At 59.7% G+C, this 13,829-nt stretch carries 14 protein-coding genes and 1 pseudogene; 4 read left to right on the forward strand and 11 right to left on the reverse strand.

What is annotated here, in order from left to right:
- Positions 1-388 precede the first annotated feature (388 nt).
- Positions 389-1,996 carry an L-aspartate oxidase gene (gene nadB, locus ACF8R3_RS18430; RefSeq protein ID WP_392475570.1) on the forward strand — a complete coding sequence of 536 codons (1,608 nt, stop codon included), beginning with the start codon at positions 389-391 and terminating at the stop codon, positions 1,994-1,996.
- A 598-nt stretch (positions 1,997-2,594) separates the two neighbouring features.
- Here nadB and ACF8R3_RS18435 read toward each other — a convergent pair.
- From ACF8R3_RS18435 to ACF8R3_RS18465, 7 genes are all read right to left on the reverse strand, one after another.
- The gene (locus ACF8R3_RS18435) at positions 2,595-3,068 is read right to left on the reverse strand and encodes a Rha family transcriptional regulator (RefSeq protein WP_054903677.1); all 474 of its coding nucleotides are present in this window, start codon (positions 3,066-3,068) and stop codon (positions 2,595-2,597) included.
- Between the two features lie 237 nt (positions 3,069-3,305).
- The gene (locus ACF8R3_RS18440; RefSeq protein ID WP_061202907.1) at positions 3,306-4,307 is read right to left on the reverse strand and encodes a hypothetical protein; all 1,002 of its coding nucleotides are present in this window, start codon (positions 4,305-4,307) and stop codon (positions 3,306-3,308) included.
- Between the two features lie 50 nt (positions 4,308-4,357).
- The gene (locus ACF8R3_RS18445; RefSeq protein ID WP_054904073.1) at positions 4,358-4,759 is read right to left on the reverse strand and encodes a hypothetical protein; all 402 of its coding nucleotides are present in this window, start codon (positions 4,757-4,759) and stop codon (positions 4,358-4,360) included.
- Positions 4,760-4,958: 199 nt separating this feature from the next.
- A complete protein-coding gene (locus tag ACF8R3_RS18450; protein WP_200928560.1) occupies positions 4,959-5,246 on the reverse strand; it encodes a hypothetical protein in 288 nt (95 codons plus the stop codon).
- A 485-nt stretch (positions 5,247-5,731) separates the two neighbouring features.
- Positions 5,732-5,905 (reverse strand): hypothetical protein, encoded by a 174-nt coding sequence (locus tag ACF8R3_RS18455; RefSeq protein ID WP_392515991.1) that lies wholly within the window; start codon positions 5,903-5,905, stop codon positions 5,732-5,734.
- A 170-nt stretch (positions 5,906-6,075) separates the two neighbouring features.
- Positions 6,076-6,594 carry a Bro-N domain-containing protein gene (locus tag ACF8R3_RS18460; RefSeq protein ID WP_392515992.1) on the reverse strand — a complete coding sequence of 173 codons (519 nt, stop codon included), beginning with the start codon at positions 6,592-6,594 and terminating at the stop codon, positions 6,076-6,078.
- Between the two features lie 53 nt (positions 6,595-6,647).
- The gene (locus tag ACF8R3_RS18465; RefSeq protein ID WP_392515993.1) at positions 6,648-8,081 is read right to left on the reverse strand and encodes a tyrosine-type recombinase/integrase; all 1,434 of its coding nucleotides are present in this window, start codon (positions 8,079-8,081) and stop codon (positions 6,648-6,650) included.
- Positions 8,082-8,124: 43 nt separating this feature from the next.
- Between ACF8R3_RS18465 and ACF8R3_RS18470 the strand changes: the two are divergent.
- Positions 8,125-8,304: pseudogene (locus ACF8R3_RS18470) on the forward strand (L-aspartate oxidase); the annotation flags it as partial.
- A 753-nt stretch (positions 8,305-9,057) separates the two neighbouring features.
- On the opposite strand, the gene ACF8R3_RS18475 reads toward ACF8R3_RS18470, so the two are convergent.
- Both ACF8R3_RS18475 and ACF8R3_RS18480 read right to left on the reverse strand, forming a co-directional pair.
- Positions 9,058-9,516 (reverse strand): protein YgfX, encoded by a 459-nt coding sequence (locus ACF8R3_RS18475; RefSeq protein ID WP_325942499.1) that lies wholly within the window; start codon positions 9,514-9,516, stop codon positions 9,058-9,060.
- Complete coding sequence (locus ACF8R3_RS18480) at positions 9,500-9,754, reverse strand: succinate dehydrogenase assembly factor 2 (RefSeq protein WP_058603186.1); 255 nt, start codon at positions 9,752-9,754, stop codon at positions 9,500-9,502. Before ACF8R3_RS18480 ends, ACF8R3_RS18475 begins: the two co-directional genes overlap by 17 nt.
- A 135-nt stretch (positions 9,755-9,889) precedes the next feature.
- Between ACF8R3_RS18480 and ACF8R3_RS18485 the strand changes: the two genes are divergently transcribed.
- Together ACF8R3_RS18485 and ACF8R3_RS18490 are read left to right on the forward strand one after the other, a co-directional pair.
- Positions 9,890-10,831 carry a YgfZ/GcvT domain-containing protein gene (locus tag ACF8R3_RS18485; RefSeq protein WP_392515994.1) on the forward strand — a complete coding sequence of 314 codons (942 nt, stop codon included), beginning with the start codon at positions 9,890-9,892 and terminating at the stop codon, positions 10,829-10,831.
- Positions 10,832-10,887: 56 nt separating this feature from the next.
- Entirely contained in the window at positions 10,888-11,694 is an 807-nt protein-coding gene (locus tag ACF8R3_RS18490) for an HDOD domain-containing protein (RefSeq protein WP_392515995.1), read from the forward strand.
- A 44-nt stretch (positions 11,695-11,738) separates the two neighbouring features.
- Here the strand turns inward: ACF8R3_RS18490 and ACF8R3_RS18495 are convergent, their stop codons facing one another.
- Positions 11,739-13,118, reverse strand: a complete 1,380-nt coding sequence (locus tag ACF8R3_RS18495) for a sensor histidine kinase (protein ID WP_058639953.1) — start codon at positions 13,116-13,118, stop codon at positions 11,739-11,741.
- Positions 13,111-13,782, reverse strand: coding sequence for a response regulator (locus ACF8R3_RS18500; protein ID WP_392515996.1), 672 nt, complete (start codon positions 13,780-13,782; stop codon positions 13,111-13,113). The genes ACF8R3_RS18495 and ACF8R3_RS18500 overlap by 8 nt, the downstream gene beginning before the upstream one ends.
- Positions 13,783-13,829 lie beyond the last annotated feature (47 nt).

Genomic DNA, 13,829 nt, shown 5'->3' on the forward strand with positions numbered 1-13,829 from the left:
TCAGGCTTGCAACCATAGACTCGGGCTTTGCGCAAAAGTTCTCCCCTCCAAGCAAGTTTCCTGCAGACCTTGAGCGGCGTGCACGGAAGACGCGGTACGGCAGCAGCCGACAACGTCGATAATCAGGTTACGAATACGCAGGTGAGCCCAATGTCGAGCTACCGCCCTGCGTCGCCGCGGCAAATTGTTGGCGTGCGGGCAGCCTTCATAGGATTTCCAGGCACGCTGGAAAGTTCCCACAATGCCTGCCGTTACCGGGCGAGCGGCATGGAAAAGGGCCACCCGAGGCTGCTATAAAGGCTACCCGGCCAGTAAACGATAGTTTCACAATGCCATCGACGCGTGGCTATTGTGCCGTGCCCCTTCCGAAGATTACTAGTGTCCTGACATGAGCCAACAATTCCAACATGATGTCTTGGTTATCGGCAGCGGCGCAGCGGGCCTTAGCCTGGCCCTGAACCTGCCTGCGAATCTGCGCATTGCGGTGCTGAGCAAAGGTGACCTGGCCAGCGGCTCGACCTATTGGGCCCAAGGGGGCGTAGCGGCGGTGCTCGATGGCGCCGACACGATTCAGTCTCATGTAGAGGACACCCTCAATGCCGGTGGCGGCCTGTGCCACGAAGACGCCGTTCGCTTTACCGTTGAGCACAGCCGCGAAGCCATCGAGTGGCTGATCGAGCAAGGCGTGCCGTTCACCCGGGACGAGCCCCACGGCGTGGTCGACGCAGGCTTCGAATTTCATCTAACGCGTGAAGGTGGCCATAGCCACCGGCGCATCATCCATGCCGCCGATGCCACGGGCGCGGCCATCTTCAACACCTTGCTGGCCCAGGCCAGGCAGCGCCCGAACATCGAGCTGCTGGAGCAGCGTGTGGCCGTGGACCTGATCACCGAGCGGCGCCTGGGCCTGGACGGCGAGCGCTGCCTGGGCGCCTACGTGCTGGACCGCAACACGGGCCAGGTGGACACGTTCGGTGCGCGGTTCACGGTGCTGGCCACGGGGGGTGCGGCGAAAGTGTACTTGTACACCAGCAACCCGGATGGCGCGTGCGGCGATGGTATCGCCATGGCCTGGCGGGCCGGCTGCAGGGTCGCAAACCTTGAATTCAACCAGTTCCACCCTACGTGCCTTTATCACCCGCAGGCCAAGAGCTTTTTGATCACCGAGGCCCTGCGTGGCGAAGGCGCCCTGCTTCGCCTGCCCAACGGCGAGCGCTTCATGCCCCGCTTCGACCCGCGCGAGGAGCTTGCCCCGCGCGACATCGTGGCGCGGGCGATCGACCATGAAATGAAGCGCCTGGGGGTGGACTGTGTCTACCTGGATATCTCGCACAAGCCTGTCGAGTTCATCAAGAGCCACTTCCCCACCGTTTACGAGCGGTGCCTGAGCTTTGGCATCGACATCACGCGCCAGCCAATACCTGTCGTGCCGGCAGCGCATTACACCTGTGGTGGCGTCATGGTGGACGACAGAGGACACACGGATGTGCCGGGGCTGTATGCGATTGGCGAAACCAGCTTCACGGGGCTGCATGGCGCCAATCGCATGGCCAGCAACTCGCTGCTGGAGTGCTTCGTCTACGGCCGGGCGGCGGCGGCCGACATCCAGGCGAACCTCGAAAATGTGGGCATGCCTGAGGCCTTGCCGGGATGGGACGCCAGCCAGGTCACGGACTCGGACGAGGATGTGATCATCGCGCATAACTGGGATGAGCTACGGCGCTTCATGTGGGATTACGTGGGGATCGTGCGGACCAGCAAGCGTTTGCAACGGGCGCAGCATCGCGTGCGGTTGTTGCTGGATGAAATCGATGAGTTCTACAGCAACTACCGAGTAAGTAGGGACCTGATCGAACTGAGGAACCTTGCTCAGGTAGCGGAGCTGATGATTAGGTCAGCCATGCAACGCAAGGAATCTCGGGGTCTCCACTACACGCTGGACTATCCAGGGCTGCTTTCAGAAGCGAAGGATACGATCCTTACACCGACCGAATGAGGCACGTTAGGAAGCCTCAGCGTAGCACGGTAAGGCCCCGGTTTGTTACAGCTTTGGCGCATCTTTGTCCCATCGCTGGGGTCCTTATCGCCTGCCCGCGAGGGTCCTTAACGCGCCCACGGGCACCCATGCGAGGGCCTACGGGGGAGCCTGCGCGGGAAGTCTTGTAATGGTGACCTTTCAGATTTTTCTGTCAGATTCTCAAGGGGGCCTATGCGACCACAACCAGAACCCCAGTTGAACGGCCAGACAGACCCAGTAGAGGGCCTGTAGGTGGTCCATGGGGTTCTCCTTGAAGGGTTAGAGTGACTTGTGAAAGCGAACGTCTGTGAGTTCGTGTTGCAGGGCTACCTCAAGGAGGCGCTCATAGGTATGCGGCCAACTCCCTTGAGATTGGTCATTAGAAGCGCCTGATTGAAGCAAGGCATAGCATAGCGCCGCATGTGGTGTCAGAGACTGGACAGGCACCTTAGTGACTACCCGTTTGCCCTTGTAGGTGTAGCACAGTGTGACACTCATCGCGGGACCTTTTTGTGGGCAACTTAGCTATTGAGCATAGCCCGTCACGCTTCGTTTGAGGAAGTATCAATCAACGACCTCAGCGGGCCTTGAGACGCCTTGCAGCGGCCTTGATGTCCCTCATTGCGATTCGATAGTTGTCCTTCTCTCGTTCGAGCAGGTGAACCACAGCAGCCTGTATCGACACACGTTCAAACCCTGAGCCTTCCAGTTCAAGCCAGCGCTTGACGATCATGTTGGACAGCTTGAAGGAATACCGGGAGAGCAGCGTAAAGGTCAGCTCTTTGTCGAGGATGGTCAGCGGTAATAACTTGCTTTGACTGGACTGGTAGCTGGCCTCGACCCATTGAGGTGCCCCCAGATTTGGGGTCTCCCTTTCCAGCTCGTTGAGCATCTTTCGGATGTCTCTGAGTACATGGTCATGGCGCTTACCGGTGATCTCAGCGATCTCCAAGGACGACATACCGGGTAAGCCGTTGAGAGTCGTTGAGGATACCGCTCCGGCCTTGGAGATGTTCTCGAAGATGGTCGCTGTATTGGTGGTCATGGTCATAGTCTGTTTTCCTCTTGTTTGCTCCCTCAAGTTCGCTCCCACCGGCAGCCGAAAGACCCGACCAAGGGTTCTGCCGGTGGCATGAAGGAACAAACAGAAAGACTTTCGGTTAGATAGATGCCCAGCGACGGGCGATGATGCGGATAGGTGAAGCTGTGCCCCTGCCGGTCCCTCTTTAGGTCCGGCCTTACGGGGCTATCAGGGTTTCCCTTAGATCAGCTCAGGGTTTCCCTTCGATCAGCTCAGGGCAATGCGAGTGACCAGCGGGAACGGCACTTGAACGGTCTGAAGACGATCCTCGGTCAGAGCTACCTTGACCATGCCATTGGCGATGATGTCCACCACAGCCACGATCTCAAGGTCCCAGCCTTGGGCGTTTGGGTTGCGAGTCGCTTCAATCTTCCAGATGCTACCGTCTTGGCGCTCACGGTAGCTCAGCGAGGTGAAAAGCTTGGGCAACATGAAGACGCCGTGGTCAGTGCCTGTATACGGCTGTACGCCTGCGCCAATGAGGTCCTCGATAGAGTCCTGACCAGCACGTTGAGCAGCACGCTCAAGAACAGCCACCAGTGACACGGGCAGCAGGATCACGAAGTCGCTCAGCGAGGTCCCTACAGTCTGGTTAACGTGGGTCGTGAGGATGTCGATGAGGTCCTCAGCGATCTCAGCAGGCTTACCCGTTGGTTTGGCCTCAGAGACGCTCTCAGTGCTTGGGGCAGTCGCCAAGATGGCAGCGACCTTACCGGCTGCGCTGTGCTCAATGTCACGAAGCATCTTGTCAGCGGTTTGCTCCATAGACTGGACGGTGAAGCCTGCCATCAGGTTGTGGTCAAAGATCGTAGCTCGGTGGCTGATGACCAATGCCTTGTCGGTCGCCTCGGTGAAGATCACAGAACCGGCCAGGACCTCGCCCTTCTCGACGGTCTGGTTATCCCAGTTCTTACGAGGGTCGAAGGTGACAGAGCGGTCGGCCATGGTGATGATTTGTTGCCCAGTGGCCTCAGAGCCAGCCGGACGGAACTCGCAAGGGGTTGCCTCCATGGCAGCCTCTCGCCACTCATCGCCGTTCAAATAGTCCTCAGCGGCTTCCACAAGGGCCTCCACATAGACGGATACATCGGTGGCCGCTTGGGTCTCTGGGCGAACATCAGCAGTGTTGAATCGAATCGACCCAGTGTGCTCATCGGTGATGGCGGTGGTGTAGGTCGAAGGTTTGGTGTACTGGAATGGCTTAGTCATGGTTGTTTCTCCTGAATAGATGAATGAAGTGGTTGTGTGTCGAGGTGCTGTTACCAGCCAGCGCTATTGGCACGGGAGGCAGCACGGATACGGGCACCATGCTCACGAATGGCAGCGGCTCGGGCTTCCTTATCGGCCTTCGCTTGGGCGATCTCACGAGGTGTGTACTCACGGCAGCGCTCTTGATGCCAACGGGCCTCAGCCTCTCTCTGAGCCTTCTCTTGGGCCTTCTGGTATTGGTCTTGGCGGTACTCTCGGGCAACTACGGGAATCGCTTGGAGCGACAGACCGGCCTCATCGAACGCCTTAACGATCTCGAATTGCTGGCCCTTAACGGTCCCGCATTGGGCGACCAGCATGGGCAACATGATGTTCTCGACGTACTCACGGTTCAGGGTCTGGCCCGACACGGTGACTTCGTTCTTCAGGACTTTCGTGATAGTGATTTTCATGGTTTGGGTTCTCCTATTGGGGACCCTTTGATTCGTCCTTGCGCCATAGACGCGCACGACCAGACGGCCAAGGAGAAAGCCTTCGCGGGCATCTTCAAGGACGATCAAAAGGTTCTGGGTTTCAAATGGTTTTGATGACGCTGATTCAGGACATGGCAAGCCTGAAGGGCATCGAAGGGATCAACCGTGGCGACGGCTGTTAGCGAGCTGTGAGGACCACAGGCACGGCATTGATTGCATGGTAGAGGCGGATCAGGTCGAGGCCGGTGGCCTTCAAGGTTTCCTCAAGGGGACCCAGCAGGAACGCTCCCAGCTTGCCTGACACATACTCAAAACATCGCCCAGGGCCATTGCTGGTCCGAAGGTTCAGGTTCTTGAGATTGAAGACAGCGAGACGGTGGCGACCAGTGGGCATGGCTGCCTCAATAGACAACAGGGTCTCTTGGCGTCCTTGTGGGATGCCGTCAAGTACAAAGTGAAATTTCATATGGTCTCCTTTGAGATGACTTATCGAATAGGGATATTATGGTCGCAAGACCAATCCCTAACTTAGAGGGGTCTATTAGAAATCTTTTAGTCTTATTTAAAGATTGATTTAAAGATTATAATAATAGAGTTGCTCTAAGAGTAATCTTTAAGTTAAGGCCCCCGTACAACTTGAGCGATGCATGGCGGCCCCAATTCCATGCACGGTCTACCCAACGGTGCCCTTCGTGGGCATCGGTTCATGGATCGACAATATCAAGCTGTGCTCCTTCCTACTGGAGCCAGACACTGAGGTCTGCTTATCGGGGACTGTTGGCGCTGGCTCGCATCACCGTAGTGGTGGCTGGTCTCTTATCGCTTGGTCGTCTCTGATCGGTCCTTGAGGAACCGGTAGGTGGCGAGAGATTTTTTTCTTGTTGTTCTCTGCCTACTGCCATAGTGAGGGTTTTTAAATTCCTGTTGACATCTGCTCGACTTCACGAATGGCTATCGCTGATCGTAACCGAAATACTCCAGATCGTTGCCATAGTACGAAGGTACATCGAGTGCCCCGTCATAACCTTCTGGTTCAAACGGCTCACGTTCTTCGTTTTCCTTGGGGGCCGCCGAGAAGCTCTTAGGTGACGTGGTGACGAAAGTGGCGGGTGTGGATCGGGTCATGGCGTGGTCCTCCGAATGGCCGCTGCGACGGTGCAGCCATAGTGAGGGGTTTTAAACGTCAATCGACCGGGACCCAGTAAACATGGGACTTCGGGTTGCCTTTGGGGAGACTAATCGGACTTTGACCGATCAGACCCACAGCGGTTAACCTTTGGGTAGCCCTTGGGATGTTAAGGGAGACTAATCCGTTCGTGACGGATCAGACCCTTCAGCTCCACCAACTCGCCGGTAACCCGGCTGAACTCCCCTCTCAGCAGCTTCAGCTCATCCATGATGCCCACAGCGATTGGGTCAGAGGACTCAGCAGCGTTGTACTGACCGGTCTTGCGGATGGTCGGGAGGACTTCCTCGAAGACCCACTTACGGAACGGCTCAGACTGGGGAGCGTGGCCACGGGTCAGCATCTCGTAGACGCTCGACTCATTCAGCACCCAAGCGTCTCGCCACCGTGGGTAGTGGATCACGGCCCGAGCCTCGTCCTCTGTGATAGTGGGTGAATTCCCCACATTACCCACCAGCAGTTCCTTGATCTGCATTCCTGGCTTGTTGCGTACCATTGCGACCCGGTGCAGGTAGTCACGGATTGCGTACTTCGGGTCAGTGATACCGGCAGCCTTTGCGACCTGTGCGGCCACGAACAGCAGGTCATGCTCAGGGTGACCCACGAGGACATCCAGCTCGATGCCCATGAAATTGCGCTTTTCAAAGCAGGTCCACCGCAAGCGGCAGACCCTTCATGCCATTAGAGAAAGGCAGTCTTCAGTGCCTCAGCCATACGCCCCACCTCAACCGCACTGCCCGCCCCATACAGGTCATAACTGATCGACCCCGAAGCGTGCCCCAAGATGGACTCAGCGGTGCCAACAGGAATCTCAGCGGCCTTCAAGGCACCAGCCAGAGAGTGCCGTAGCGAGTGGAAGGTTTGCGTCCGATCAGCCTTCACACCCAAGACATCACGGATAAGCCCATTGAGCAACTCAGAGAATCGCCCAGCGCCCAAAGCGAACAGGCGAGAGTCCGCCCTTTGGACAAACTCAAGGAAAGCCTTCAGGTCGAACCCATAGGCGCCATCGGTCAACGGGATGACCCTCAAAGCATTCTTGGTCTTGGCTGTCTTGCCATCGTTCCTATTGATGTCGATAACCCAGACATCCCCGACCTGCTTAACATCGGCCTTCGTTAACTGCCTGAGTTCCTCGATACGGGTCCCAGCGATGACCCCAAGGGACAATGCCCAACGCAGCCATGCGTCCACCGGCAGGGTCTTAGCGTGCGCCATGAGGGCCTTGACCTGATCCTGAGAGAACGCCTCTCGGGAACTGTCAGCGCCTTTGGTTGGCTTCAGACCCTTGTCGAAGCTCTTATCGAGGTAACCGTTATGCACAGCCCAGTCCATGACAGTTGATAGCCGGGTCAGTAGCTTCTTCACCGTCGATGGCTTGCGGTCCTCAAGGAGTTTGTCCCGAAGGTTCTTCATGTCCTCCCGAGTATGGGCCTTCAAGTCCAAGTCACCGAGGATCGTAGCGATAGCCTCACAGGACGATCTCACGTCCCGCATGGTGCTGGCCTGAATGCTGTCTTTGCGTTCCTCCATGTACAGCGCAGACAGAGCCTTGAAGGTCAGCCGCTCAGATGAACTTACAGATAGGGACGGAGACAGGGCCACTGACGTGCTACAACACTCATCCTTGAGACCCTTTACGATCTCCACCAGATTCCCCGACCTGCCCTTCATGCGCTCCTGAGACGCCTCAATGATCTCCAATGCCTTACTCACAGCCCGTTGCTGATTGACGCTCAGGGGCAGCTTTGCGCTTGCCTCACGGAGAGCCTGATGGTGCTCATCGTTAATCATCTCGTAGGCGACCAATGAGCTATCACCGTGGGCCATCGTCAGGCTGTACTCAGCGATGTCCAAGAGACGCTCTCTCAGCTCATCCCATGAAGCCTCTGGGTTGTCCAGATGGTATGCCTTGAGGGTCGAGAGGATGTCTTGCGAGATGGTCATAGCGGTGGCCTTGTCGGTGGTCCTGAGTGATAGCGTGAAGAAGCCCTTAGCGGTGCCTTGAGGGCGAAGGCGAAGGTAATAGCGACCAGACCGGCGGTAGTGGTATGGCTTGGCGAGGGCAGTTTGTAACAGGTTTGTCCCAGTTTGGGAGCGTGGATTGATGGTCATCGGCTGAAACCCCTGTATCCATTGGGTTTAGCCTCATCACGTCGAGTTCTACAGCAACTACAAGGTCAGTCGGGATTTGATCGAGTTGCGCAATTTGGCGCAGGTGGCGGAGTTGATGATTCGCTCGGCGATGCAGCGCAAGGAGAGCCGTGGGTTGCATTACACGCTGGATTATCCGGCGATGCTTGGTGAGGCCAGGGATACGGTGCTTCAGCCCGATTGAATAGAGGGGAACCAAGGACAGCTGAAGCGGTTTCGATCTTGATCTTGATCTTGATCTTGATCTTGATCTTGATCTTGCTTTGGCTTTTGATCTTCGCGACTTCAGAAGGCCGAACGCAGGGCTTGCGGAGGGAGGTGACAGGCATGGATGCCTGTCAAGCGCTGGGCCCCAGGATGGGGCCTACAGCGCGGTCCTCCCGGGAGCAAGACCGGAGTGAGGGAACCCCGAAGCGCAGCGTAGGGGCCGTATGAATGGAGCGCAGCGTTTTTTGGTTACTTTTTGTCGCGTTTGACAAAAAGTGACTCGCCGTAATGGCGAAAAGGTGACTAAGCGTCGCCATCGCAAATGGAATATGCTCTCTTTCAATACCCACGCCAACGCAATCAAACTTGAAACTTGAAAGCGTGGGCGCATACAGCAAGTTGGTATTCATTGGCACGGGTGGCGCACAGTCACCTTTCCGCCCTTACGGCGGCTTACTTTTTGTCTTGTCAAAAAGTAAGCAAAAACCGCCTGCTCCTGTCATCCGGCCCCTGCGCTACGCTCCGGGGTTCCCTCGCTCCGGGCTTGCTCCCGGGAGGACCGCGCTGCAGGCCCCATCCTGGGGCCCAGCGCTTGACAGGCATCCATGCCTGTCACCTCCCTCCGCAAGCCCTGCGCTCGGCCTCCTGAAGTCGCGATCTGCGGCGCCTGGGCTACCGCGCGCTTAAAAGCAAGAGCGAGAGCGAGGAGACGCGGCGCTCGGCTCGGTCGTTAGGGCTGTATGGGCGCCACCCAGCGCCTGCGGCTGAACTTCAACCTTACCCGCAAACGCCGATGCTCATCTGTCCCAAGCGCATCCCTGGGCACACACTGGCTGCGCCCCCACCAAGCCCCAACAGGGATGAATCTCAGCACCACGAGCGACGGCAACGCGATGCTGTCACGACACAGCCGTACCGGCTGCCACCCCCGAGCGCGGGAAAACACCCACCAGCCGGCCCCATCACGGCGCAGCCCGGTGACAGCCTGAACATGGGTCAACAGAATACGACGCGGAATAGTCCAAGCCGCATGGCTAATGCACGCGGCGATCACCAGCAACACCAACCAGGACGGTAACGGGCTGACAAGCACGGCGAACCAGGCGAGTACCTGGCAGATCAGGTAGGCCGCCAGCAACAGGCGTGAGCCCTGCCAGCGGCATTCGAACCACTCACTTGGGTTGGACACGGTCCAGGATGATGCGAACCATGCGCTGCAACTCCGGGTCCTCGGACTCGGTACGCTCCATGAACCAGCCGAACATGTCCTGGTCCTCACAGCTCAGCAGCCGAACATACAACTGACGATCGGCTTCGTTGAGGGTGGGGTAGACCTCCTGGGTGAAAGGCACCAGCAGGACGTCCAGTTCCAGCATGCCTCGGCGGCTGTGCCAGAAAAGCCGGTTGAGTTCAGTTTGTTCGACCATGGGGCCCTCCTCGAGTGGCCCGCCAGTATACAGTCAGCCACGCGAAGCGACAGCCAGCTGTTGGTCTAAGTCACCTACCTATTTTGTTACCGGCGTTCTATGATGGCCCCAGACTTTAAGCCACCGCGATGACCCATGGCCGATACCGCTTTCTTCTGCCCTCTGTCCCACGAAGGCATTCTCGCTGTCCGCGGCTCCGATGCAGGCAAGTTCCTGCAGGGCCAGCTGACCTGCAACATCAACTACCTCAGCCCCGAATACGCCAGCTTTGGCGCACGTTGCATGGTCAAGGGGCGCATGCAGTCCAGTTTCAGGATTCTGCCCGAAGGCAACGGTTACCTCCTGGCCATGGCCAGTGAACTGCTGGAGCCGCAACTGGCCGACCTGAAGAAGTACGCCGTATTCTCCAAGGCCACCCTGACCGACGAGAGCGCCGCCTGGGTGCGTTTCGGCCTGCACGACGGCCAGGCAGCGCTTGCGGCGCTGGGTTTGGAATTGGCACCTGAAGCCGGCAGCACTGCACGGCGAGAAGGGCTGATCGCTGTAACGGTCAGCACAGGTCGCGCTGAACTCTGGGCACCGGCGGAGCTGGCAGGCGAGGTGCGCAAGACCCTGGCCGGTACGTTGCCCGAAGGTGACCTCAACCCATGGCTGCTAGGGCAGATACGCGCCGGCATCGGCCAGGTGCTGGGCCCTACCCGCGAGCAGTTCATTCCGCAAATGATCAACCTGCAAGCCGTAGATGGTGTCAGCTTCAAGAAAGGGTGCTACACCGGCCAGGAAATCGTTGCGCGCATGCAGTACCTGGGCAAGCTCAAGCGTCGCATGTACCGCCTGGCCATCAATCAGCAAGCCCTGCCGGCAGCCGGGGAGCAGCTGTTCTCCCCCGTGCATGGCTCCTCGGTGGGCGACGTGGTGATGGCGGCCAGTACCGGCACTGGCTGTGAACTGCTCGCCGTGATCGCAGCCGATGCCGTGGAAGATGGCAACCTGCACTTGGGTCATCTCGAAGGCCCGCGCCTGCAGGTGCTGCCCCTGCCCTACGAACTGGACCGCGACAGGGAAATCCAGCGCTGACCAGCCCCGCCCTGCCACGACAGCGGGGCCGCTTCACCACTGCGGTAGACATGTCCATGAACAAGCTGGCCGAAATGGTCCAGGCGCAATTGCTGGATGCCATCGAAAAGGATGACCTGGTACTTCCGACTTTGCCTGAGGTTGCCTTGAGCATCCGCGAGGCTGCGGAAGACAGCGAGATCAGCGTGGCGGCCTTGAGCCGGGTGATCGGCCGCGATGCCGCCTTGTCGGCACGCCTGATCAAGGTGGTCAACAGCCCGCTGCTGCGAGCCACGGTGGAGGTTACCGAGCTGCACACGGCGATCACCCGCCTGGGCATCAACTACAGCTGCAACCTGGCCATCGGCCTGGTCATCGAGCAGATCTTCCATGCGCGCTCGCCTGCCGTGGAGCAGAAACTGCGCGAAATCTGGGCCAACAGCCTCGAAGTCGCGGGGATGAGCTACGAGTTGGCCCGGCGCTACACGCGGCTCAAGCCTGATCAGGCGGCACTGGGCGGCCTGGTCAACCAGATCGGCGCGCTGCCGGTACTGATCTACGCCGAGGAGCACAACGAACTGCTGTCCGATCCGGTCTGCCTGCACCATGTCATCGAACTGATCCAGCCCGTCCTGGGCGACAAGATACTCAAGGCCTGGGAGTTCCCCGAACAGCTGGTCAAGCTGCCTGGCCTGGTTCAGGACCTGGATCGGCAGACCGACCGCATCGACTACATCGATGTGGTCCAGATCGCTCGCTGTGTCAGCCAACGTGGTCGGGAAAGGCCGCTGGCAGCCTTGCCAGCCTACCGACACCTGGGCTTGCCCCTGGGCAGCGAGCTGCACGCCGAGGACCTGCTCGAAGCCCGAAGCTTGTTGCGCTGAGGGCTTCACACTGTCTGGACGCCGGGTACTCCGGCCGCCTGCGCTCAGTCAGCGATGAAACTCACCCGCACGCGCAGCCCGCCGTTGTCACCATCATGCAGGCTGATCTGCGCCAGGTGAGCCCGGCAGATCTCTCCCACGATCGCAAGGCCCAACCCGCTGCCCTGGGCGCTACGGCGATAAAAACGCTCGAACACCCGCTCACGCTCGGCCTCTGGAATGCCGGGGCCGTCGTCTTCCACCTCGAGCACCGCAGGCGCGAGCACGCGCAGGATGACGTTGCCACCCTTGGGGGTGTGGGCCAGGGCATTGTCGACCAAGTTGCTCAACAGCTCGTTGAGCAACGTTGGCTCGCCCTTGAGCCATACCGGCGCCTGCGCCTCGAGGGCCAGCGCAACCCCGCGGTTGTGCGCCAACGGCGCCATGGCCATGCCCAGCTCGCGCGCCAGCTGGCTGAGGTCCAAGCGCTGGGCGCCCCCCTCGGCGATTGCGCGCGCGCCGTTTTCCACACGTGCCAGTGAAAGCAACTGGTTGGCCAGGTGCGTCAATTTGTCGGTGCCCTGGGCCGCCGCTTCCAGCGTTTGATGCCACTGCTGCGGTTCACTGGCGCGCAAACCCAGCTCCACCCGCGCCTTGAGCGCCGCCAAGGGCGTACGCAGTTCGTGGGCAGCATCGGCGATGAACTGCGCCTGGCGCTCGAACTGTGCACGCAGACGTTCGGTAAAATGGTTGAGCGCCCCTACCAGTGGCCGCAGCTCAGGCTGCACCTGCACCACCGGCAACGGGCGCAGATCGTCCGGCTGGCGCTCTTCGACCGCTGTGCGCAGGCGCTCGAGCGGTCGCAGCGCCGCACTGACGGCGAACCACACCATCACCAAAGCGCCCAGGGCCAACATGCCCAGGCGCAGCAACGTATCGCCCATCAGGCCGCGAGCCATGCTCACCCGCGCCTCATCCGTTTCGGCCACGCGGATTTCCGCCATGCCGTTCATGTTCGGCTCGCTCACCGCTTTGAGCAGGCTGACCACTCGCACGTTCTGTCCCAGATACGTCGCGTCATAGAATCGCGCCAGGGCGGGATAGTCATCGGTGCGGGGGGTGCCAGGCGGCGGAGGCGGCAGCTTTTCATACCCTGAAATCAGCCGCTGGTTGATGTCCAGGACTTGGTAGTAGATGCGTCCAGCGCTGTCGTAGGCAAAGGTATCGAGCGCCACATAGGGCACATCTGCGCTCAACGAGCCGTCGCGTTGCGACAGGCCCGCGGCGATGGTGCGGGCGGACGCCAGCAGGGTTCGGTCGTAGGCGGTGTCCGCTGCCTCACGGCCGTTCCAGTAGGCACTGAGCCCACTGGCCAGCATCAGGACCACCAGCAGCAACGCCAGATTGCCCAGCAGGCGCCCACGCAGGCTGATGTTTTCACGCATCGCGATGCTCGAGCAGGTACCCCAGGCCGCGGAAGGTGACGATGGCCACCGGATGGCCATCGAGCTTCTTGCGCAGGCGATGGACGTAGATCTCGATGGCATCGGGGCTGGGGTCCTCGTCCAGGCCGAACACCTGGGCCGCCAACTGTTCCTTGCTCATCACCCGGCCCGGCCGGGCAATCAAGGCTTCGAGCACCCCCTGCTCGCGGGAGGTCAGGGACAACGGCGCTTCACCCAAGGTGAACCGCCGGGTATCGAGGTCATACACCAGCGGCCCGCAGCGCTGCTGGCGCTCACCCCCCAGCACACTACGGCGCAGCAGCGCCTTGACCCGTGCCTCAAGCTCGGTCAACTCGAACGGCTTGGCCAGGTAATCGTCAGCCCCCAGGTTCAGGCCATGGACCCTATCCTTGACGTCGCTACGGGCGGTGAGCATCAGCACCGGCAGGGTCTTGCCACGCCCGCGCAAGCGTGCCAGCACCTCGAAGCCATCCATACGCGGCAAGCCCACGTCGAGCACGGCCACGGCGTAGTCCTCACTGCCAAGCGCAAGGTCGGCAGCTACCCCGTCATGCAGCACATCCACCGTCAGGCCTAGACCTTTCAGGGCCTGGGCCACGCTGTCAGCCAATTGCAGATGGTCTTCTACCAGCAACACACGCATCGGATTGTCCCTGTTCGGTGGGGCGATGGCGCGGAGTGTACCCCGCC

Source organism: Pseudomonas sp. FYR_7, assembly GCF_043106155.1.
In the GTDB taxonomy this organism is placed as follows: Bacteria; Pseudomonadota; Gammaproteobacteria; order Pseudomonadales; family Pseudomonadaceae; genus Aquipseudomonas; species Aquipseudomonas parafulva_B.